The sequence below is a fragment of the Ruegeria spongiae genome (genome assembly GCF_023502395.1).
GTDB classification, from domain to species: Bacteria; Pseudomonadota; Alphaproteobacteria; order Rhodobacterales; family Rhodobacteraceae; genus Ruegeria_C; species Ruegeria_C spongiae.
This window is the reverse complement of the sequence record NZ_JAMFMB010000004.1, coordinates 207,353-229,303: the sequence shown is the minus strand read 5'-3', so window position 1 is coordinate 229,303 and position 21,951 is coordinate 207,353. Positions and strand designations below refer to the sequence as shown.

Sequence of the window (21,951 nt, the reverse complement as noted above, 5' to 3'; positions counted from 1 at the left end):
ACCCGGACGCCCCTCAAACCAAACATCAAACACGACTCACACAACCCAAAGAAGGAGAATCCCAGAATATGAAAAACAATCACCACAAAATACGCAACAGTTCCGCCCTCGGGTAAAAGAGGCTGACCAATCCTGATTGAGAACGGCCAACCAAAGGGCGGGTGCCACGAACCCAAGCGGCAGTGTTGGGTCAGAATTTGGAGGAAGGATGGACCGTCAAGCCTGTCGGGTCGGTCCTTGATGCGCAGATCCAACGGCCTGTGACGGCCAAGCGTTTCGGAAAACGCGAAACCGCCAACGCCCCGACGCACCGCGCGCTAAAGGGCATTGGCGATCGGGAACATGTTGGCCGCTTCCCGAAATGCGTTATTGCAGCCGCTGCCGTGTCGGCGTGTCCTGGCGGCTGTTTTGCTGGTCCACGCGATGCTGCATGGCAAAGCAGCGCAGCAAAAAATGCCAGGTCCGGCCGAAAAATGTGGCCGGGTCGTCCTGCGTACAGAAATGCGAACTCCGTCGACCCGGGGCGGGCGAGCGTTTGGTGGAATGCATGGCGAGGCCCCCTCACTGAAAATTTGGATAAATAACAAGGGCAGGATATCCAGAGCAGTAAAAAGCCGTCTGTGAACTGGAGCACAGTTCGTCGAAATCTTAATAATTGTCGCCCGATCCTTAACAATCCGGCAGGCCGGTGCAAAAAAATATCAGTCGTTTGCGGGGGCGCTGGTCGTGCCGTCCGAGGCAGCCTCGCCAGTCGGCACCTTGATCTCTTCGGCGATCTCTTTGGCCCAATCCCCGATCACCGGCACGAAGTCGATCTGGCTGAGAACATAGACCACGACCGAGACCAGGATCGACGCCCCGATCACCGTGCCCAGGCCGACCGCCATCCCGCGCAGTAGTGCCTGAAGCAACAACCGGCCAAGCGAGTTCTGGACCTGTACGAAACGATGCGCGTTGAATCGGGCAATCTCTTCACGCAGCGCGCGCAGTTCCTGTTCAACGCCATCGGCCATGCGCGCCCTCCCGTTCGGCTGCCTGCTTTGCGCTCAATCTGTCGCCAAACGGGTGGGTGCGCAATCGCTATCAGCGCACCACATGCGCGGCGCAGCGCGCATGGCGCACGATCTTGGCGGCGGTCGAGCCCAGCAGCAGGTCCTGTAGCTCGGGCCGGTGCGAGGCGATAATGATCAGATCGGGGTGGTGTTCGTCGGCCCAGTCCAGAATCGACCGGCCCGCATGGCCTTCGATCAGCACACCGCTGGCGTTGGGCAGTTCGGCGGCCTTCGCGTCAAGATCGGCTTTCAGCCCCTTATGCATTTCGGCCAGATAATCCGAGGGGATATAGCTGATCGCATAGGCCGGGATATGCTCCACCACATGCAGCAATGTGATCCGGGCATCGGGTGTCGCCAGCAATTGCGCCAGTTTGAGCGAGCCGGACACGTCGCGCTCTGCCTCGAACGCGATCGGGACGAGAATGTTGTGATACATGACGGGCCCTCCTTTGGTCCGCATCATGTTGGGACATTCCCGTGCCCGAGGCCTTGACTCACATCAGATCAGCCGAAGGTTTCGGCCACATCATACATCACCGGCTCGAAGCTCTTGCAGAACTGGTGGATGTTGCGGTTGCGCTCGCGCATCTCCGGCGTGCGCAGCATGGCAAGGAAATCCTCGCGCTTTTCCCATTGCGAGTAATTGGCGATCCGGGTCTGCGCATCATTCACATGCAGGCCAGCCGCGACAAAGCCGGGTTGCTTCGAGATGAATTCGGCATAAGCCTCGGTCAGTGCCTCAAGCAGGTCCTGGCAGGTGCCGGGCGTCATTTCAAAGGTCGTGATGACGGTCTGGACCGTCGCGGATTTCGAGATTGTTGGCATTGGGCCCTCCCTAGCTGATGCTCAGCCTATCACAGCTTTTCCAGCCTGCGCTCGATTTCCTGCATCAATCCAGTGACTTCCTGATGCGCGGGGCCCTTTGGCGCCTCCAGAACTGTGCTGCCCTTGCCCAGAGTTTCAGCATAAACCACCCGGTTTGCCAGCGCCTCATCGGCGACATCCGCCGCCAGTTCGCTGGCTTTCTCAGTCACATCGACGCCCAGTCGCGTGCCCGGGCGGGCGCGGGTCATTACCATCATCGCGGGTTTTCTCTCGCGATCGGCCAGGTCGAGGATGGTTTCGACTGCCCACAGATCCAGATGCGAGGTCGCCACCGGCACCAGAACCAGATCGCAGGCACGCAGAGCCGGGCGCAGATCGCTGTCGGCCTTGGGCGGCGTGTCGATGATGACGATGTCGTGGGAATCGGCCAGTTTGCGCACTTCATAGGTGACGCCCCAGGCTGAGGCGGTCGAAAACTCCACCCCCGGGTCTTCGCCGTCTTCCACGCGGGTCATGAACCAGCGCCCGGCAGATCCTTGCGGGTCGGTATCCATCAGGGCCACGGACTTGCCTGCACGCGCGAAGGCAACGGCAAGGTTGACGGCCATGGTGGTCTTGCCCGAGCCCCCTTTTTGCTGCGCGATTGTGATGACCTGGCCCATGCGCCCTCCCATAGATGCTGAGGGTCAGCTTAGCGATCAGCCGATACAGGGCAATGCACAAAACGTCACGGATAGTGCGCCGATAGCCTGACGATAACCTCTCGTTAACCAAGGTTTACGAAGTTTCTCGTCAGATGGTGCTGACGGTCCGATCCCTGCTGATTTTGCTGATGGTCCTGGGTGGCGCTACACCGGGGGTGGCTGGCGCGTGGCTGCAGGAAAAAGGTGGCGGCTTTCTGTCCGCGACGACGACAGGGTACCGGCCGGGCGAAGTGGTGGAATATCGCAGCGCGATCTATGCCGAATACGGGCTGCTGAACCGTCTTACACTGGGTCTCGATATCAACGACCGGGCGGCCAACAGCGGTCATGCCTTCGCTTTTGCCCGCCTGCCCCTCTCACCGCCAAACTGGCGTAACCGGTTCGCAATCGAACTCGGCACCGGCGCGCATCACACTTTGGGGCAGACGGCAGCAATGCACAAGATCACGCTCAGCTATGGCCGCAATGTAGTCACCGGGCTGGGGCCGGGATGGATCGCGGCAGATGCCGCTCTGGAATACCGGACGGGTATTGACCAGCAGATCAGCAAATTCGACCTTACTTTGGGGATGTCGGCTGACCGCTTTGTGAATCCGCTGCTGCAAATCGAAACCGCCCATGTCCGCGACGATGTGCTTTACTGGACCGTCACCCCTGCCCTGCTTCTTCGCGGCAAAAAGGGGATGCGCTGGCTGATCGGGGTCGAACGCCGCTCTGCGCATCCCGACGGGTTCGGGCTCAAGTTTGGCTTCTGGCGGGACTTCTGAGCGGTCGGGTAGCGCCATGACGGCGCCGCCCGACCCCTGAACTCACTTGTCCTTGTCGATACGCAACAGAACATCGGCGGTGCCGCGCACGGCGGTTTGCCAAACCACATCCACCTTGTTGCGACCCGAGCCGCGCTCCAACACCACATAAGGCATTCCGTGGTTCACCGCCCCGGTCCAGTTGACCACCGCACCGATCGGAACGACCGCATCGACAGCGCGAGCCCTTGCCCCGAATGGCAGCTTCTCACCGGGGTCGACGGTCCAGGTCTTGGCATCGCTCGACTGGGTGTGCCGCACCCGGATCGGGTTGGCCACCTGATATTCGATCGCATGAAAGGAGTTGCTGTTGAACTGGACGTCCTTGAAGCGGCTGTAATCGAAACCAGCAAAGCTGGTATCGACCCGTTCGACCCGATCGATCGCCCCGTTGGTGCTGCGGAACTTGTTGCCGGTGACGGTTACCCCGTTCAGGAAATGCCCGACACCGTGCGGTTTGACCACGATATAACTGAACCAGGGCGCCACATCGCCCGACAGGAACACGTTGTCCGTGATGCTCAGCGCGCTGAACGAAAACTCAGAATTGTAATCCGGCGTCGCATCCCGCTCGTTGGTCCATTCGATATAGCAGTTATCGACGTAGTTTCCGACGATGCTGGTGCTGACATAGGTATTGGCAAGCACCAGGCCAGCGGTGCGGGTACCGTTCTGAACCCCATCACCCTGAAAGAAGTGATTGCCCAACACGATGTGGTTCGAGCCCCCGAGAAACGCGAAATGTCGAAACCGCGTGGCGCGATTGTTGCGGAGCTTGACGTCATTGGCATTGACATTCAGTGCGATTGATTTTCGACCCGCCACGTTCAGCGCATCTTCCGATGACAGGAACTGACACTGGTCGATCAGCATGCCCTGACACCCCCCCCCGATCGAGGTGACACCGCGGTCCTTGGGTCGCGATATGAAGGAATCGCTGACGTTGAAGATGATGCCACTGGGTGCCAACCGGATCGCGCTGCACCTGCTGTTGCACTGAAATTCGATCCCCTGCATGCCGAATTTCGACAACTGGCTGAAGCCGCTGAAGTCCAGCAGGTATTTGAACGCCTTGAAGGTGAAGTTCTGAGTGCCCGCCGCATCAAAAAGCGGCGCATTCAGTGTGATCTCACCCGCGCCCACATTCTTGGATCGCACATAAACCTCGCGTCCAACGCCATTTCCGGCAACCAACGCCCCGACCGGAATATTTGCGATATTGGCGACATTTCGCAGCTTGCGGCTGTCAGACGAGGGATCATAGGTGCATTGCGACACAAAGGTCTGGGTATCCCAGGCCGAACTGGGCTGCGCATCGAACTGCCCGTTGCGAATGACGCGGCGCGTGGCATAGCTGCTGCGGTTCGGCACCGCCCCCTGCATGTCGATCGGACCGGTGACTGAAACCTTGCGCCCACCCATGTCCAACGATTCGTGATCGGCATTGTTCAGCAACGCCTGAAACGCCTTGCGAAACGCCAGTTCCTCGTTGCCAAAGGCTGCGATATAGCTGGGCAGATCGAAATTTTTGGTCAGCACCAGAGTCTGAGACGTCGGCATCGTCACCGTGCCCGCGAACTCAACCTCCGAGGACAGCGCCAACGAACCGGCAAGATGATACACACCCTCGGGCACCAAAATGCGCCGTCCATTCGCCGCCGCGTCCGCTGCCGCAAAGGCAGCTGTGTTGTTCTTGACCCCGTTACCTACTGCACCGAAATCACGAACATCGACCACATTGATCATGTCGCGCAAGAAAAAGCTGGTGACATCTTCGATCTCGATATCGTCAATCCGGACAATACCACCATTTGCCCCTTCCAGATTGAGCCCGAAGTGCCCGAAAATGGCGGCGCTTCCCCAGGGCAGGTCGACGCCGTCTCGATACCCGGTGCCAACAATCGCCGAGACCTCGACAACCTCGCCATAACTCGTCAGCGCCACTGCGGGCCCTCTGGTAGGAACACCTGTTACCTGCACCTCACCCGCGCCACCGGCCCAACCGGCAATGCGCACAATGGGCAAAGACCCCGAAATCGCCTTCACACGCGCACGCACACGCAGATAGCAACCCGGCAGCAATGGTGTCTGCCCCATATAGCGCAGCTTCTGCGTCGCGGTTGTCTTCTGCATCTCAAGACATCCGCCAAAATCAGCGTCAGCGGGCACAAAGGCCGCATTCGGCGCATTCGCATACGTTGCCGAACCCGGCCTGCCGTCTCCGCTCGACCAGACATTCAGCCCGGCGCTGAATACCGGAGGCATGAATACGATCCCGTCCGTGATTGCCTTGTTCATCCCGATCCCTTTCCCAAACGCGCCTGCGCGCACAGCAAATCCAATCCGGGACACAGCCCGGTTGCTCAAAGGGATAATCGGGATCGGTCAAGCCTAGCTTAGCGCACCGTCACGGTGGTGTTGCATCACACTGCGGAACCCGGCGCGTCGAGGAGATGTACACCGTTGATCTTCCAGCCGTTTTCAACCTCAACCATCTGGTAGTCCAGAACATGCACATGACCCGCCGCGTCGGTGATCATCACTTTCTGCCATAGCTGCCCGGAAACCTCGCGCAGCTCCAGAAACCGTACTTCCGCTGGCCGCCAGACCATCGGATAGCCGCTCCTTACCATCGCGCCAAAATTCTCCGGAGTGCCGAACATGCGCTGGATCGAGGGGCTGGCAAAACTGAACGCCGTGACAAAATCGTCCGCCTTAAGCGCGTCGATCTGGGCCCGGATATTGGCTTCGATCTCGTTGTTCTGCGCCCGCGCCGACAGCGACAGGCCCAGACCAAGGGCAAGGGCAAGACAAAGTATCAAATGGCGCATGGTAACCTCTCTGATTCAGATCAGAGAGGTAGCCCAGCCTGCAAAAACGTCAAAGGTTCAGAGCAGCTCGCCCGCGAGCCCTTTGTCGATCAGCTCAATGGTTTCCTGCACCCCGTAAAGTGCGATGAACCCACCGAACCGCGGCCCCTGACTTGCGCCCAACAGCACTTCGTACAGTGCCGTGAACCAGCTGCGCAGCGGATCGAACCGGTCGCGCCCGACCGCATAGACCACCGATTGCAACGCCTCATCCTCGATCGGGCCGTCATAGGCCACCAACTCGACCCGCAACGCTTCCAACGCTTCGCTTTCCTGATCCGTCGGGGACCGAAACGTGCGGGTCGGTTTCACGAAATCGTTGAAATAACGCACCGCAAACCCGGCTGCCTGATCCAGATCGGGATGGCTCTCGGCGCTGGCCTCAGGCGCATAGCGCCGGATAAAGCCCCACAAGGCGTCCTTGTCCTCAGCCCCGGAAACCGAGGCCAGGTTCAAAAGCATCCCAAACGGCACGATCATCGTCGAGGCAGGCACATTATGGCCGTGAATGTGAAACACCGGGTTGTTCAGCTTGGCCTTCAAGTCCTGACCGGGATAGGCCCGCAGTTGCTGGTGATATTCATCCATCGCTTTGGGGATCACGTCGAAATACATCCGCTTGGCGGTCTTGGGCTTCTGATACATGAAATAGGACAGGCTCTCGGCGCTGGCATAGGTCAGCCATTCATCGATCGAGACACCGTTGCCCGAAGACTTCGATATCTTGTGCCCCTGATCATCCAGAAACAGCTCATAGGTGTAATTCTCGGGCGCTTTGGTCCCGAGGATCTGGCAAATGCGCCCATAGATGTTGGCATTGGTCGAATGGTCCTTGCCGAACATCTCGAAATCGACGCCAAGCGCTGCCCAGCGCGCGCCAAAATCGGGCTTCCATTGCAGTTTCACATTACCCCCCGTGACCGGCAGCGTCCATTCGCGCCCGTCCTCGTCATCAAAGGTGATCGTGCCATCCTCAGCATCGACCGACTTCATCGGCACATACAGAACCCGCCCCGTCTCGGGATGGATCGGCAGGAAAATCGAATAGGTCTGCTGGCGCTCCTCACGCAGGCTTTTCAGCATCACTGCCATGATCTCGTCATAACGTTCGACACAGCGCCGCAGGACCTCGTCGAACTGGCCCGAGCCATAAAACTCGGTCGAGCTGATAAACTCATACTCGAACCCGAACGTGTCCAGGAATCGGCGCAGCATCGCGTTGTTATGGGCACCAAAGCTGTCATGGGTGCCAAACGGGTCGGGCACCGAAGTCAGTGGTTTTTGCAGCGACTCTGTCATCAACTCCTGATTGGGCACGTTGCTGGGCACCTTGCGCAGCCCGTCCAGATCATCCGAAAAGCAGATCAGCTTGGTCGGGATGTCACTGATCACCTCAAAGGCCCGACGCACCATCGTGGTGCGTGCCACCTCGCCAAAGGTTCCGATATGCGGCAGACCCGAGGGACCATAGCCAGTCTCGAACAAGACATAGCCCTTCTCCGGAGGTGCCTTCTGATAGCGTTTAAGCACCCGGCGCGCCTCTTCAAAAGGCCAGGCCTTGGACGCAAGAGCGGTTTCACGCAGTTCAGACATATCGGTCTCCATCGGGGTGGGCCATAGAGGCCCGCAACGCCGGACTGCCCCATGCAGCCGACCCGGCCTCTCCTATTGTGCGGATGCAGCATGAGTCAATCGCCCCTGCGGCTACAAACTTCGGAAACGCTCCGCTAAAACCCGAAACCCTGACACCCCTGCGCCCAAGGGGAAATTGACGCACGCCTGTTGAACCCGCCTCGAACGCTCCGTATCTTGCGCAATACATAACAACCCGGCAGGACACACCAAATATGACCCAACAAGCCCCCCACCCGATGACGCCACAGGATTGCCTCGTGGCGATCATGGTGGCCGTGTCCGCGTCGGACGAAAACATCCGCACGGCGGAACTGGTCAAGATTCAGGCTGCCGTGAACATGCTGCCGGTCTTTGCCGATTATGACATCGACCGCATCAAATTCATGTCACAGACCGTGTTCGACCTGTTCGAACAAGAGGACGGGCTGGATGCGCTCTTTGGCCTGATCCGCGACAACCTGCCCGAGCGGCTGAACGAAACCGCCTATGCGCTGGCCTGCGACGTGGCCGCCGCTGACGGGTCGCTGGCTGATACCGAACTGCGCCTGCTGGAAGAAATCCGCTACGAGCTAAACGTCGAGCGCCTGCATGCCGCCGCGATCGAACGCGGTGCCCGCGCACGCCACACGGTCTGAGCTTCAACTCCCATAGAGCGCACTCCAACGTTCGATCAGCTTCTGCTGCAACCGGCGCGACCGACGGTTCCATGCCCGCGCGCCCGGCGGCACTTCCCGGTCGGCGCGGGCGATCTTGCCGCGTTTTTCCATATCAGCGGTAAAGATGGCGAAGGCCAGATCGCGCCCGTCCGCCCCGGTGGCATAGCCGCCCAGCGCGGATACGAAATTGAGCGTACCGGTCTTCGCCGCCACCCGGATCGGATGCGCGCGATTCTCACGGCCCTCGGAATCGCGCATCGCAAACCGTTTCAGCAGAGGCTGCAACTCATCGACCTTCTGTGCAGCAACAAGCGCGCGCACCAGATCCTCTGGGGCCATACGCGAGCCATCGCCAAGCCCGGAGTGATCGACCATTAGCGTGTTTTGCATCCCGTAGGTCTCTGCCGCCCATTCACTCATGGATTTTGCCGAGGCAGGCAGGGAGGCGGGACGCCCGTAAAGGGCGCTGGTTGCGCTCATCCCGACCATCTCGGCGGTCAGGTTGTTTGAGTATTTCAGCATGCCGCGCAGGATATCCACTAGCGGTTTACTTTCATGGCGCACCAGAATGGCGCCACCGGTCCGGGCTTGCGTGACATTGACCTTGCCCAGCACAATGCCGTTTACCCGCGCCAGGGTCTGAAACACATCGCCCGCGTAATGCGCCGGTTTGCGTACCGGCAGCCACCGCGCCCCACCATTGCCAAGTGCCTGGCTGGCGACTGTCCATTTGTCGAGCCGCGCGGCTTCTTCGTAGGTATAGACCGGCATCCGCCGGTTCACGACCTGCATCCGGGCCATGCTGACCTGCGGTCTGTAATTCTTGGTCCGGGCATCCATGGTCACCGCGTATCCTTTCAGACCGCGTTTCCACTCGAAATGCACCCGATTGTAATTCAGCGCGATCCCCGAAACCGCCGGGCTATAGCCCAGATGGTCCGGCTGGTCGGGATCGATACTGCGCGTGTGCGGCAACGCGCCGTTATAGACCTTGAAGACGCCGCGCACCTCGCGCAGGCCGGATTCCCGCAACTGTTTGGCCATCTGGGCAAGTGCTTCGGTATCCAGAGTCGGATCGCTCCCTCCCGCAAGGATCAGGTTGCCATGCAGCACCCCGTCCTCGATCCGGCCATCCGCAATCAGCCGCGTCTCATAGCGGTGGTCCGGCCCCAGCGCCGCCATCGCGTAAAGTGCGGTCAGCGCCTTGGCCACACTGGCAGGCGGCAACCCCACCTCGCCCCCGACCGTCTCAAGTATTTCCCCGGTCGAGGCATCACCCACCGCATAGGCCACTTCGCCCGACAGCCCCGAAGCAGCGATAACACGCTCTGCCGCACTGCGCTTGACCCGCGCCTGGGGCCTTAGAGAGGTCTGCGGTGCAGCAGCCAGCGCAGGTCCACCCAAAGCCAGGGAGGCCGCACCGCCCAAAAAGGCGCGTCTGGAAACGTGATATCTCATGCCGGTATAAAACCGATGCCTGAATCCCGGGGCAACCGGACAATTGCAGTTTTACAATTTAATGTTGCAACTTGACGCCGCTATCGGCCAGATAAGCTCGCCTCTTGCGCGATCCACTCGCCCTGAGCCCGCAGCCCGGTGGAACTGAGGTCGATCATCGGCGCATTGACGAAACACCAGGCGGGAGCCTGCGCCTGACCCAACAGGTGCCGCGCCTGCCCGTCCAGCCGCCATTTGCGATAGGTCCGCGCCGCAGGCGACATCCGGGCCGAGATGCGTTCACCGGGGCGCGCGACCACCCCTATGGGCACGACATCCATGATGTAGCGCCAGTCCTGCCATTGATGGAATTGCGCCAGATTGTCCGCGCCCATCAGCCACACAAACCGCACCTGTGGATACAGCGCTCGCAGCCGCCGGATGGTGTCCGCCGTGGCCCGCGTGCCCAGCCGCGCCTCGATATCCGTGACCTCGACCCGGGGATGCCGCATCATCGCCTGCGCCGCCGCCATGCGCTGTGCCATCGGGGCCGGCCCGCGCTCCTTCAAAGGATTGCCCGGCGAGACCAGCCACCACACCCGGTCCAGACCAAAAGCCTTCATCGCCTCAAGCGTGACATGGACATGGCCGCGGTGCGGCGGGTCGAACGACCCTCCGAACAGCCCGACGATCTGCCCGGCCCCGACCTGTGGAAACGCGTGTTTCATGGTTTTTGCTCTGCCCAGAGTTTCCCGCCCATGTCAATCGGCAGCCCCGCCTGCCAATCACCATTCGCCAGCTTGCCCCGCCCGCGCGGCTTCGCTATCACACCGCCCAACCTGACTTCTCCGCCTCAAAGGACATCAAATGGCCGCCTATCAATATGTCTACCACATGCAGGGTGTTTCCAAGACCTACCCCGGTGGCAAGAAATGCTTTGAAAACATCCACCTGTCCTTCCTGCCCGGCGTGAAGATCGGTGTCGTCGGCGTCAACGGCGCGGGTAAATCGACCCTTATGAAGATCATGGCGGGCCTCGACAAGGATTTCACCGGCGAGGCCTGGGCCGCCGAAGGCGCCAAGGTTGGCTACCTCCCGCAGGAGCCGCAGCTGGACGAAAGCCTTTCCGTACGCGAAAATGTGATGCTGGGCGTGAAAGCCAAGAAAGACATCCTCGACCGCTATAATGAGCTGGCGATGAACTACTCGGATGAGACCGCCGAGGAGATGGCCGCACTGCAGGACAAGATCGACGCCGAGAACCTCTGGGACCTCGACAGCCAAATCGACGTCTCGATGGAGGCCCTGCGCTGCCCCCCCGACGATGCCAATATCGCCAACCTTTCGGGCGGTGAGAAACGCCGGGTCGCGCTGTGCAAACTGCTGCTGCAAGCCCCCGACATGCTGCTGCTCGATGAACCGACCAACCACCTGGACGCCGAAACCATCGCCTGGCTGCAACAGCACCTGATCGACTACAAGGGCACCATCCTGATCGTCACCCACGACCGCTATTTCCTGGACAGCATCACCGGCTGGATCCTCGAACTCGACCGCGGTCGCGGCATCCCCTACGAAGGCAACTACTCCGCCTGGCTGGAACAGAAGGCCAAGCGGCTGGAGCAGGAAGCCCGCGAGGACAAGTCCAAGCAGAAAACCCTGCAACGCGAATTGGACTGGATGCGTCAGGGCCAGAAAGCCCGCCAAGCCAAATCCAAGGCGCGGATCAACGCCTATAACGATCTGGCAAGTCAGTCGGAACGCGAAAAACTCACCCGCGCCCAGATCGTCATTCCCAACGGCCAACGCCTTGGCGGCAAGGTGATCGAGGTCGAGGGCCTGTCCAAACACATGGGCGATAAGCAACTGATCGAAGGGCTGGATTTCGCCCTGCCCCCCGGCGGCATCGTCGGCGTGATCGGCCCCAACGGTGCCGGCAAATCGACGCTCTTCAAGATGCTCACCGGTCAGGAACAGCCCGACGCGGGCGCCATCTCGCTGGGTGATACGGTGCATCTGTCCTACGTGGACCAGTCGCGCGACGATCTGGCCGACAATGACACCGTGTGGGAGGCGATCACCGGCGGCGCCGAGATCATCCAACTGGGCGACGCGCAGGTCAATTCCCGCGCCTATTGCTCGTCCTTCAACTTCAAGGGTGGCGACCAGCAGAAAAAGGTCTCGCTGCTGTCGGGTGGTGAACGCAACCGCGTCCACATGGCGCGTCTGCTGAAAGAGGGCGGCAACGTGCTGCTGCTCGACGAACCCACCAACGACCTCGACGTCGAAACCCTGCGCGCGCTGGAAGACGCCCTGGTCGATTTCGCCGGCTGCGCCGTGGTCATCTCGCACGACCGCTTCTTCCTCGACCGCATCTGCACACACATCCTCGCCTTCGAAGGCGACGCCCATGTGGAATGGTTCGAGGGCAACTTCGAAGACTACGAAGAGGACAAGAAACGCCGCCTTGGCCCGGACGCGCTGGAGCCCAAGCGGTTGAAGCACAAAAAGTTTGTGAGGTGATTTACAGTAGGTCCAAGTTGGTTTCAGAATTGGAGGCCGAAGGCTTCCAGTTCTTTGAAGAGGCTATTTGGAGCTCAGCGCTCCAAACGAGTGACTTACCTTTGCTCCGGCGCTTTCTAGACCGCAATGGCTACAAAAATGTTAGTGTTTCCATAGTGAGACCATCTGACGAAAAAAGTGCGCGTGTTGTATGGCTTAGGTACTATAGGGAAGATGGGCAGTGTCTGGTTCGTGACCAGCAACTTTCCATACCCGCTGAGAGCAACCACTTACGGCTGGTTCTTGGATTTAGATCAGAAAGCGACCTTTCGAAATCACCCGAAAAGGCGATACAGGTCGTCAGTGCACTTCGGCTGATTTTTGGAATTGCAGTGGCCAGAGAGCTCATATTGCATTCTGAGTTTTCGGCATTGGATCAAGATCGAGGGCCTTATTCAGAAGTTAGCTTTGCGAGCCCATTTGACACTCAAGACATCAACCGATGGGACACTCCTCCTATCTCGGACGCCTTGATTCGCGATGTCCCGCAAGAGGCTTCATTCCTCTTAGATAAGGCAGTCGCTCAGAAGTTCCCCCAGGAGCGATTTATTCTGATGTGGCTTGCATTCGAAGCCTGCGTCCACAACCTTCACGGAGCGTCCGGCAACGGAACGAAGCGTCAGAACTACTTTATTAATGAACTTGGGTCGGAAAAAGCAAACCATGAAGTCTTTCGACTCTTCAAGCTTCGTAGTGAAGTATTCAAGGAGGGCAGCTTCTCCAGCAGCCGCATGGACGACGAATGCTGGTCTCTCTATTACGCTCTTCAATTGGTTAACCTACAAGACTGTCCACAGAGGAAAGCACTTGTACTGGGATATGAAGCCTACATTGAGAAGAAACAAGCACGTGACAGCTGAATTCAACGGTCATGTGCTTCGCCCTCGTCACGCTGCCACCGCCGTATCGTCCAGCTTCTGCAGGAACATATCGTGGTCGCGTTCAAAGATGCGTTCCAGTTTCAGCGCGATCTTGTTCTTCTTCTGGGCCTCCTTGAAGATATCCTGCGCTTCGCTCTCGGCCAATTTCTGTTCATGCGGTTTGCCCTTCAGGTAGCGCTGGAAGTCCACCCGCAACTCGTCGATCCGCTCCATGTCCTTGGTGAACTGGTGCAGGTATTTCGCATAGGTCTCGGCCGAGATGTTGAAGATCCGGTAGAACGCCTTGAGGTCCTTGTTCTTGTGGTGCTCTCCGGCCAGCACCGCGATCTCGATCCGGGAATCGTTGAGGTCCTTCTGCTTCGCCTTCAACTGCTTCAGCCCGCGCGAGATGTCCTTGACGCCCCATTTCGGCGCCTTGCCGCGCGCATCCAGCGCCGTCATCGTGTTGTCGCCGACAATGCCGTCGATCTTCAGCTTGTGCTTTTTCTGGAACGCCTTGACCGCAGTCAGCATCGCCTCATCAAACACCCCGTTCACACTCACTTTCGGTTTGGCCCCGGATTTGTTGAGCTTTTCCTGAACTTTCTTGACGGGGGCGCCCTTGGCACCTTTCTTCAGCAGTTTCATCGCTTTTCTCCGTATCTGGGTCGGCAGGGTGCCGATTTTGCTGCGGTGAAAAACAGATAACTGACCCGCAGAGGTCACGCTTGCGGATGGGCTGAGGATTGCTTGAGGGTTTCGTGGTTTTTTCTGGGGCCGGGACGCTTTGATTGGCCTCGGATGGGTGGCAGGTCTCTCACCGGTTGCGAAGGCGGCTCAGCAGCGCGCCAAGCCGACCTTGCCAGCGATCTTCGGGCGTCTGCATATGCTCGAACGGTGTCGGCTCGGTCTGGGCCGTTGCGCGCGCGCGGCGCTCTTTCAAGCCGCGCATTTGCGGGGACGGCCCGGCGGTCTCGCTGATATGTTTGTCCATAAAGGCGCGAATGGCTTCCTCGGAAAACACGTCCCTGGAGGGCTTCCGCTTTGGTTTCGCGGGCGTCCAATCCGTTCGTTTAAACGGCACGTAAACGGATTTATCTGTCATGGCATATCCCCAAGCAGTTCAGTACGTCGACCGCATCCGCCGTCGGATGCGCGGGCCTTGCTGCTCGGACAAGCCTTTGTAATCGCAATTGAAATGCGACGGTTCTTCCACAAATGTGGAGTTTGTTGGACGCAAATGTGGCACAAATGTGGTTGCGCTTCAAGCGCTAACACATACCTAGGGTTGTGATTCCCTGATCACGTTCTGCCGCGCCACCGGTTTAAGATCGGGTAGCGGCGATCCAACCAGAAGGCGCGCGGCGTGAGCCGGGCACCGGGGGCGGACTGGAAACGCTTATATTCGCTGATATAGACCAGATGCTCGACCCGGCCTGCGGTCTCGGCGTCAAACCCGGCCGCCACGCAATCGGCGATCGATCCGTCCCGGTCGACCAGAATATCCAGAATCGCGTCCAGTTCGGGATAATCCGGCAGGCTGTCGCTGTCCTTCTGGTCATCGCGCAGTTCCGCGCTTGGTGGCTTGTCGATCACCGAGGGTCGTATCACCTCGCCCGCCGGGCCCATCATCCAGTTGCGGTGATTGGTGTTGCGCCAGCGACAGGTCTCGAACACGCGGGTCTTGTAGAGGTCCTTGATCGGATTATAGCCGCCCGCCATGTCGCCATAGATCGTGGCATAGCCCACCGCCACCTCGGACTTGTTGCCGGTGGTCAGCAGCATCTCGCCAAACTTGTTGGAAAGCGCCATCAGCAGCAGACCGCGCAGGCGCGACTGAATGTTCTCTTCGGTTAAGCCCGGCTCAGTGCCCTCGAAAAGCGGGGCCAGCGTATTGGTGATCGCCGCGCGCCCCTCGGAAATCGGCACGTAGTCGTATCGCACGCCCAGCGCCTTGGCGACGGCCTCGGCATCGTCCAGCGACGCCTGACTGGTATATTCCGAGGGCAACATCACGCAGCGGACATTCTGCGCGCCCAGCGCATCCACCGCAATGGCCGCGACCAACGCGGAATCCACCCCGCCCGAAAGGCCCAGAAGCACCTTGCCGAACCCGGTCTTGCCGCAATAGTCGCGTAAGGACTGCACCATGCAGCGGTAGTCCTGCTCCCACTCGTCAGGCAGCGGTGCGATCTCGCCTTGTTGGATGCGCCAGCCGTCGGGGCCGCGTTCGAGGTCGATCTGGGTGATCGCCTCGTCAAAGACCGGCATCCGCAGTGCCAACGCGCCGCCGGGATTGATCGCAAATGTGCCGCCGTCAAAGACCTGATCATCCTGCCCGCCCACCATGTTCAGGTAGATCACCGGCAAGCCGGTCTCGACCGAACGCGCCACCATATGGTTCAGCCGCACATCCATTTTGTTGCGGTAATAGGGCGAGCCGTTGGGGATCAGCAGGAATTCGGCCCCGGTCTCGGCCTGCGTCTCGGCCACATCCTCGAACCAGCCATCCTCGCAAATGGGCGACCCTACGCGGGTGTTGCCGACCGAATATGGCCCGCCCAGAGGTCCGGCATCAAAGATGCGGACCTCGTCGAACACCGTGTCATTGGGCAGGTGATGCTTCAGCATCCGGCTGGTGATCTTGCCGTCCTTTAGAATGCAATAGGCGTTGTAGAGCTTGCCATCCTCGGCCCAAGGCGCTCCGACGGCCAACGCCGGTCCCCCGGCACAGTCCGCTGCCAGCGCCCGCACCTGATCCATCGCTGCCAGATGAAAGGACGGCTTCATCACCAGATCCTGCGCGTTGTAGCCGGTGATGAACATCTCGGTCAGCGCGACCAGATCGGCGCCTGCCTCTTTGCCAGCCTGCCATGCCGCACGCGCCTTGGCGGCGTTGCCCTCAAGGTCGCCAACCACCGGGTTGAGCTGCGCCAGTGTGATGCGGAAACTGTCAGCCATGCCGCCCTCATGCAGTAAAGATCCGTCTGCCATTTACCAGATCACGCCGAGAGGGAAAGCCAAATGCGGCAAAAGACATTGCCCCCGAAGGCCGCCTGTCCTAATTTTGCGGAAACACGTGCAGCGATGTGCGGAAATGAGCAGACAGAGGCACAGATGAACACGATCCGCAGGACCATCATCGCCGGTATTGCACTCGGGGCAGCAGGCTCCGCGTTTGCGCAGGATGGCCAGGTTCTGACCAAGCAGGACGATATCGGCGGCGTTTATGAGGGCACGTTCCGCGGCGGGTTGCAGCATGGCACCGGCAGTTATCGCCTGCCCAACGGCTATGAATATACCGGTGACTGGATTGATGGTGAGATTCGCGGCAAGGGTGTTGCGCGCTTCCCGGACGGCTCGATCTACGAGGGCGATTTCGTCAAGGGCAAGCCCGAGGGCAAGGGCAAGATCACCTTTTCCGATGGCGGCACCTTCGAGGGCGGCTGGCTGAACGGTGTCATCAATGGCCAGGGCATCGCCGCCTACGCCAATGGCGTGCGCTACGAGGGTGGGTTCCAGAACGCCAAACACCACGGCAAAGGCGTCATGCAAAGCCCCGGAGGCTATATCTATGACGGCGACTGGGTTGCAGGCCGCAAGGAAGGCTCCGGCATCATCACCTACCCCGATGGCGCAAGCTACGAGGGCGAGATCAAGGCCGGGCTGCGGCATGGCGAGGGCACGCTCAAACTGCCAGACGGGCTGGTCTATGTCGGTCTCTGGGCGGATGGGCAGATCAGCGGAGAAGGCCGCCTGACGCAGCCCAACGGCGATGTCTACGAAGGTACACTGACCGAGGGCCGCCGCGAAGGCACCGGCAAGGTGACCTATGCCAATGGCGACACCTATAGCGGCGATTTCGCTGACGATCAGCGCCACGGTCAGGGTACGTTCACCGGGACCGATGGCTATACCTATACCGGCGACTGGAACGCAGGCCAGATCGAGGGCGCGGGCCGCGTCACCTACCCAGATGGCTCTGTCTATGAGGGGGCGTTTAGGGCTGATCTGGCCGACGGGGTCGGCAAGATCGTCTATCCCGACGGATCCAGCTATGAGGGCGACTGGATTGCCGGCGTCATCGAGGGTGACGGCAAGGCGATCTATGCCAACGGGATCGTCTATAACGGTCAGTTCAAGAATGCCAAGAACCACGGCACCGGGGTAATGACCTATCTGGATGGCTACCGCTACGACGGCGGATGGAAAGACGGGTTACGCCATGGCACCGGTACGGCCACCTACCCCGATGGCTCTGTCTACAAAGGCGACTATAACAAGGGTCAGCGTGAGGGTCGGGGCGAGATCACCATGGCAGACGGGTTCAAATATTCCGGCCAGTGGCAGGGTGGCAAGATCAGCGGCAACGGCGTCGCCACCTATGCCAACGGCGATGTCTATGAGGGCAATTTCCGCAATGGCAAACGCCAGGGCGAAGGCACGATGCGCTATGCGGGCGGTCAGGAGGAATCCGGCACCTGGGAAAACGGCGCGCTCAAGGACGGCGGCTGATCGTCACCAGTCAACGGGTTTGCCCGCCCAATCAAAAAACCACCCGGTCTGGTCGGGTAACAGCCCCTCGATCACCGAAAGCAGGTTCTCTGAAGCCTCTTGCGCAGTGACGACGGGATGCCCACCGGCATATTTCTCGGTCAATCCGGTTCTGACTGTCCCCGGATGCAGAGCCACGCAGATGCTGTCGCGATGGCTGCGGCTGAGTTCGATCGAAGCGGTGCGAATGATCTGGTTGAGCGCCGCCTTGGCCGCGCGGTAGCTGACCCACCCTCCCAGCCGGTTGTCCCCGATCGAACCGACCCGCGCCGAAAGCGCCGCAAAGACGCAGCGCCGGGCGCGCGGCAAAAGACGCGCAGCGTCGCGCAATACCAGCGCCGGACCCATCGCATTCAAGGCGAATTGATCCATCATCGCCCGCGCCTGGATCGCACGGATGGTCTTTTCCGGGGCAGCCCCCGCAATCTCCAAGGCGCCCGAGGCCACGAAGATCAGATCGAAGGGCCCGCCAAGAGCGCCCAGCACGCGCGCGACCGAGGTTTCATCCGTCAGGTCCAGACCGTCTTGCGACCGCGACAGCGCCTTGACCGACACGCCACGCGCGCGCAGCGCGACCGTAACCGCCCGCCCCATTCCACCGGATGCTCCGATCACCAATGCCCGCTCCATGCCGCGCAGATAGAAGGATGACGAGCAACGTCAATGCCGCGCCCTGATCGAATTCGCTCTTCCCATTCCCCCGCTCCGCTGTATAAACTCGGCCCATGATCAACCGCGCAGATATCCCAGAGACCCACGCCGCCTGCGGCGCGTCCCTGCGTGGCCTACTGATCCTAAACCGCCTCTGAGCGTGCCGTCCGGCGCGCCCGCTCAGAGGAGGATGCCTGCGCGCCCAGAGGTTTAGGACAGAAGACAGAAAGACATACCCATGACAAAAGCAACCGACCAAGACCGCGTCTTGATCTTTGACACCACGTTGCGCGATGGCGAGCAGAGCCCGGGCGCGACCATGACCCATGCCGAAAAGCTCGAGATTGCCGAGCTGCTCGACGAGATGGGCGTCGACATCATCGAAGCAGGCTTTCCCATTGCCTCCGAAGGTGATTTCCGCGCCGTTTCCGAGATTGCCGAACGGTCGAAAACCGCGGTGATCTGCGGGCTCGCACGCGCCAACTTCAAGGATATCGACCGCTGCTTCGAGGCGGTGCGAAAATCCGCGCGCCCGCGCATCCACACCTTCATCGGCACCTCGCCGCTGCACCGCGCCATCCCGAACCTGACCCAGGACGAGATGGCCGACCGCATCCATGACACGGTCACCCATGCCCGCAATCTGGTGGACAATGTGCAATGGTCACCGATGGATGCGACCCGAACCGAGTGGGATTACCTCTGCCGCGTGATCGAGATCGCGATCAAGGCCGGGGCCACCACGATCAACATCCCCGACACCGTGGGCTACACCGCGCCGATGGAAAAGGCCGAGATGATCCGCAAGCTGATCGAAACGGTGCCGGGTGCCGATGAGGTGATCTTTGCCACCCATTGCCACAATGATCTGGGCATGGCGACCGCCAACTCGCTGGCCGCCGTTGCAGGCGGTGCGCGCCAGATCGAATGCACGATCAACGGGCTGGGCGAGCGGGCGGGCAACACCGCGCTGGAAGAGGTGGTGATGGCGCTGAAAGTGCGCAATGACATCATGCCGTGGCGCACCGGCATCGACACCACCAAAATCAAGCATATCTCGCACCGCGTCGCCACGGTCTCGGGCTTTCCGGTCCAGTTCAACAAGGCCATCGTCGGCAAAAACGCCTTTGCCCACGAAAGCGGCATCCATCAGGACGGGATGCTGAAGAACAAGGAAACCTTCGAGATCATGCGCCCCGAGGATGTGGGCATCGCCGGCACCGCCCTGCCGCTGGGCAAGCATTCAGGCCGCGCCGCTTTGCGCGACAAGCTCAAGACGCTGGGCTATGAGGTGGGCGACAACCAGCTCAAGGATCTCTTCGTGCGGTTCAAGGAACTGGCCGACCGCAAGAAAGAGGTGTTCGACGACGATCTGATCGCCTTGGTGCGGATCGAGGAGGATGACGAGAACGACCATCTGCACCTCGTCTCGATGCGGGTCACCTGCGGCACCAACGGCCCCGCCGAGGCGACGGTCGAGATGCAGGTGGACGGCGCGGATGTCTCGGAAACCTCGCATGGCGACGGCCCGGTCGACGCCACCTTCAAGGCGATCCGGCTGATCCACCCCAACAAGGCGCGCCTGCAACTCTATCAGGTGAGCGCAGTGACCGAAGGCACCGACGCGCAGGCCACGGTGTCCGTTCGCTTGAGCGAAGACGGCATGATCGCCACAGGCGAGTCAGCCAATACCGACACGGTTGTGGCCTCAGCCAAGGCCTATATCCACGCCCTGAACCGCCTGATGGTACGGCGTGAAAAGACCGGCCCCGGCGCGGATGCGCGCGAGATCAGCTACAAAGACTTGACGTGAGCGAAGCAGCAAGGCGGACACATGATCCGCCTTGCTTCCCATTTCTGCGAGCAGACAACATAAGCCCTAACGCCAGCTTTGAGCCCCTAGGTTCGGAATGCTGCGCGATGGATCAATGTTAGTTTTGCATGCGCCTCGCGGTGGCTTCTTCCCATCCCTTTAGCAAAGCGGCCCGACGTCCTGGGTATTTCTTGCCGAGCACCCTCAGTTTCTCGACCCGTTCCGTCTTGAAGTGGCGGTAGTCTTCCTTGGTCTCACACCAGCTGACCAAATATCTCGTGCGACCCAGAAACGCGATCAGCAGCGGCCAGACAATCCGGTCTGTCATGTTCCCGTCGCGGTCCGTGTAGAGGAGTTGAAGCCTGTAGCGTTCTCGAATGGCGTGGCGCAGCAGGGCGCTGTCGAAGCGTTCGGACACCCGCGCGCGCGTCTGGATAGGCTTTGAACTCCCGTCCAGTACCACCGGGCGCAGCTCTTTGGGAATGGCGGAAGAGAGCTTTGATACCAAGTCGCGTACAGCACGGGCGAGTGAAGGGTCCGCCTCAGACGCCACCCAGGCCGCGCCCAGGGCTGCGGCCTCCAGTTCGTCGGCCGTCAGCATCAGCGGAGGCATGTCGTACCCGTCTTCGAGCACATAGCCGACACCGGCCTCACCGATGATCGGAATGCGCTGTGCATGAAGCTCTGCCATGTCGCGATAGAGAGTGCTGAGTGAGATCTCCAATTCATCGGCTAGTTCCCGTCCTGTGATCGGCGACCGGGTAGACCGCAAGATCTGGATAATCTGAAACAGGCGTTCAGTGCGACGCATTTTTGCACCCTCCTCTCACACTACTGTCATAACGGTGAGAGTAGGGGAGTTCTAGGACAGGCTCGGAAATCGAAAACGCGCATCACGCGCGCAAGCCAATGGAGCCACAAACATGATCCATCACGAACGCAGTCTTACCATTGATGCAACCCCCGACGCAGTGTGGGAGGTCTTGAGCCGTTTCATGCAGATCGACGATTTCGCACCCGAAATCACATCTGTCGATGCTTTGACGGACGGAGAGGTCGGGGTCGGATCAAAACGACGAAACCACTTTGCCAATGGGACATCTCTGGTCGAAGAAGTGACCGAATGGAAACCGCGTGCAGGTTACACGGTGCAGCTCTCAGACATGGCGGCGATGCTGCTGCACGAGGCGAGTTCCGAAATTCGTGTCACCCCGGAGGGCGGCAAATCCAAGGTCACTTGGACCTTCGACTATCGCGTGAAATACGGGCCGCTTGGGTGGCTGATGGGACAGACCATGATGAAGATGATGATGAGCAAGATTATCGATGCGAACCTTCAAGGACTGTCGGACAAGGTCAGCGCGCGATGAACTGCACATGACTCCGGTTGCAAAGCTGTCATTCAGCGATCGATGACAAATGGATGTTTCGACCGGTCATGAAATCTTCACCCACACCCAGACTGTTGGCGCTATCGCCGGGGCATCTTGGTTGCTATCATTCCGACACAAACAATCTGCTCC

Annotated in this window: 22 protein-coding genes; 7 read left to right on the top strand and 15 right to left on the bottom strand. The window is 60.0% G+C overall.

The genetic code is table 11. The features are described from left to right. Window positions 1-366 precede the first annotated feature (366 nt). The 5 genes from M3P21_RS05425 to parA all read right to left on the bottom strand — a co-directional run bounded on the left by M3P21_RS05425 (window position 367) and on the right by parA (window position 2,542). Complete coding sequence (locus tag M3P21_RS05425; protein WP_249707494.1) at window positions 367-549, bottom strand: hypothetical protein; 183 nt, start codon at window positions 547-549, stop codon at window positions 367-369. 152 nt (window positions 550-701) lie between these two features. Then, window positions 702-1,013, bottom strand: coding sequence for a DUF5665 domain-containing protein (locus M3P21_RS05420; protein WP_249707492.1), 312 nt, complete (start codon window positions 1,011-1,013; stop codon window positions 702-704). Between the two features lie 70 nt (window positions 1,014-1,083). After that, a complete protein-coding gene (locus M3P21_RS05415) occupies window positions 1,084-1,491 on the bottom strand; it encodes a universal stress protein (protein WP_249707490.1) in 408 nt (135 codons plus the stop codon). 68 nt (window positions 1,492-1,559) lie between these two features. After that, on the bottom strand, window positions 1,560-1,880 hold the full coding sequence (locus M3P21_RS05410; RefSeq protein ID WP_249707488.1) for an antibiotic biosynthesis monooxygenase family protein: 321 nt from the start codon (window positions 1,878-1,880) through the stop codon (window positions 1,560-1,562). Between the two features lie 29 nt (window positions 1,881-1,909). Further along, the gene (gene parA, locus M3P21_RS05405) at window positions 1,910-2,542 is read right to left on the bottom strand and encodes a ParA family partition ATPase (protein WP_249707486.1); all 633 of its coding nucleotides are present in this window, start codon (window positions 2,540-2,542) and stop codon (window positions 1,910-1,912) included. Between the two features lie 134 nt (window positions 2,543-2,676). On the opposite strand from parA, the gene M3P21_RS05400 reads away from it, so the two are divergent. Further along, a complete protein-coding gene (locus tag M3P21_RS05400; protein ID WP_249707484.1) occupies window positions 2,677-3,351 on the top strand; it encodes a hypothetical protein in 675 nt (224 codons plus the stop codon). Between the two features lie 42 nt (window positions 3,352-3,393). On the opposite strand, the gene M3P21_RS05395 is transcribed toward M3P21_RS05400, so the two are convergent. The 3 genes from M3P21_RS05395 to M3P21_RS05385 form a co-directional block, all read right to left on the bottom strand. After that, window positions 3,394-5,688 carry a glycosyl hydrolase family 28-related protein gene (locus M3P21_RS05395; RefSeq protein WP_249707482.1) on the bottom strand — a complete coding sequence of 765 codons (2,295 nt, stop codon included), beginning with the start codon at window positions 5,686-5,688 and terminating at the stop codon, window positions 3,394-3,396. Window positions 5,689-5,813: 125 nt separating this feature from the next. Continuing rightward, the gene (locus tag M3P21_RS05390) at window positions 5,814-6,221 is read right to left on the bottom strand and encodes a DUF4864 domain-containing protein (protein WP_249707480.1); all 408 of its coding nucleotides are present in this window, start codon (window positions 6,219-6,221) and stop codon (window positions 5,814-5,816) included. 57 nt (window positions 6,222-6,278) lie between these two features. Then, complete coding sequence (locus M3P21_RS05385) at window positions 6,279-7,853, bottom strand: lysine--tRNA ligase (protein WP_249707479.1); 1,575 nt, start codon at window positions 7,851-7,853, stop codon at window positions 6,279-6,281. A gap of 254 nt (window positions 7,854-8,107) precedes the next feature. Between M3P21_RS05385 and M3P21_RS05380 the strand changes: the two genes are divergently transcribed. Beyond that, window positions 8,108-8,530, top strand: coding sequence for a tellurite resistance TerB family protein (locus tag M3P21_RS05380; RefSeq protein ID WP_249707478.1), 423 nt, complete (start codon window positions 8,108-8,110; stop codon window positions 8,528-8,530). Window positions 8,531-8,533: 3 nt separating this feature from the next. Here the strand turns inward: M3P21_RS05380 and dacB are convergent, their stop codons facing one another. Together dacB and M3P21_RS05370 are read right to left on the bottom strand one after the other, a co-directional pair. After that, window positions 8,534-10,009: a D-alanyl-D-alanine carboxypeptidase/D-alanyl-D-alanine endopeptidase gene (gene dacB / locus M3P21_RS05375; RefSeq protein ID WP_249707477.1), complete on the bottom strand. Its 1,476-nt coding sequence runs from the start codon at window positions 10,007-10,009 to the stop codon at window positions 8,534-8,536. Window positions 10,010-10,089: 80 nt separating this feature from the next. Further along, window positions 10,090-10,716, bottom strand: coding sequence for a nicotinate-nucleotide adenylyltransferase (locus M3P21_RS05370; protein WP_249707476.1), 627 nt, complete (start codon window positions 10,714-10,716; stop codon window positions 10,090-10,092). Between the two features lie 139 nt (window positions 10,717-10,855). Between M3P21_RS05370 and ettA the strand changes: the two genes are divergently transcribed. Together ettA and M3P21_RS05360 are read left to right on the top strand one after the other, a co-directional pair. Beyond that, window positions 10,856-12,511, top strand: coding sequence for an energy-dependent translational throttle protein EttA (gene ettA, locus M3P21_RS05365; RefSeq protein WP_249707475.1), 1,656 nt, complete (start codon window positions 10,856-10,858; stop codon window positions 12,509-12,511). Window positions 12,512-12,528: 17 nt separating this feature from the next. Beyond that, window positions 12,529-13,410: a hypothetical protein gene (locus tag M3P21_RS05360; protein ID WP_249707474.1), complete on the top strand. Its 882-nt coding sequence runs from the start codon at window positions 12,529-12,531 to the stop codon at window positions 13,408-13,410. Between the two features lie 27 nt (window positions 13,411-13,437). On the opposite strand, the gene M3P21_RS05355 is transcribed toward M3P21_RS05360, so the two are convergent. The 3 genes from M3P21_RS05355 to M3P21_RS05345 form a co-directional block, all read right to left on the bottom strand. Continuing rightward, on the bottom strand, window positions 13,438-14,058 hold the full coding sequence (locus tag M3P21_RS05355) for a peptidoglycan-binding domain-containing protein (RefSeq protein WP_249707473.1): 621 nt from the start codon (window positions 14,056-14,058) through the stop codon (window positions 13,438-13,440). Between the two features lie 169 nt (window positions 14,059-14,227). Further along, window positions 14,228-14,515, bottom strand: a complete 288-nt coding sequence (locus M3P21_RS05350; protein WP_249707472.1) for a hypothetical protein — start codon at window positions 14,513-14,515, stop codon at window positions 14,228-14,230. Between the two features lie 197 nt (window positions 14,516-14,712). Continuing rightward, complete coding sequence (locus M3P21_RS05345) at window positions 14,713-16,371, bottom strand: NAD+ synthase (RefSeq protein ID WP_249707470.1); 1,659 nt, start codon at window positions 16,369-16,371, stop codon at window positions 14,713-14,715. Window positions 16,372-16,527: 156 nt separating this feature from the next. On the opposite strand from M3P21_RS05345, the gene M3P21_RS05340 reads away from it, so the two are divergent. Further along, window positions 16,528-17,925 carry a 2-isopropylmalate synthase gene (locus M3P21_RS05340; protein WP_249707469.1) on the top strand — a complete coding sequence of 466 codons (1,398 nt, stop codon included), beginning with the start codon at window positions 16,528-16,530 and terminating at the stop codon, window positions 17,923-17,925. Window positions 17,926-17,928: 3 nt separating this feature from the next. Here the strand turns inward: M3P21_RS05340 and M3P21_RS05335 are convergent, their stop codons facing one another. Next, entirely contained in the window at window positions 17,929-18,594 is a 666-nt protein-coding gene (locus M3P21_RS05335; RefSeq protein ID WP_249707468.1) for an SDR family NAD(P)-dependent oxidoreductase, read from the bottom strand. A gap of 259 nt (window positions 18,595-18,853) precedes the next feature. Here M3P21_RS05335 and M3P21_RS05330 point away from each other — a divergent pair, with 259 nt between their 5' ends. Continuing rightward, a complete protein-coding gene (locus M3P21_RS05330) occupies window positions 18,854-20,428 on the top strand; it encodes a 2-isopropylmalate synthase (RefSeq protein WP_249707467.1) in 1,575 nt (524 codons plus the stop codon). Between the two features lie 118 nt (window positions 20,429-20,546). Here the strand turns inward: M3P21_RS05330 and M3P21_RS05325 are convergent, their stop codons facing one another. Further along, complete coding sequence (locus M3P21_RS05325; RefSeq protein WP_249707466.1) at window positions 20,547-21,239, bottom strand: helix-turn-helix transcriptional regulator; 693 nt, start codon at window positions 21,237-21,239, stop codon at window positions 20,547-20,549. 112 nt (window positions 21,240-21,351) lie between these two features. Between M3P21_RS05325 and M3P21_RS05320 the strand changes: the two genes are divergently transcribed. Beyond that, window positions 21,352-21,798, top strand: coding sequence for an SRPBCC family protein (locus M3P21_RS05320; RefSeq protein ID WP_249707465.1), 447 nt, complete (start codon window positions 21,352-21,354; stop codon window positions 21,796-21,798). Window positions 21,799-21,951: the final 153 nt, after the last annotated feature.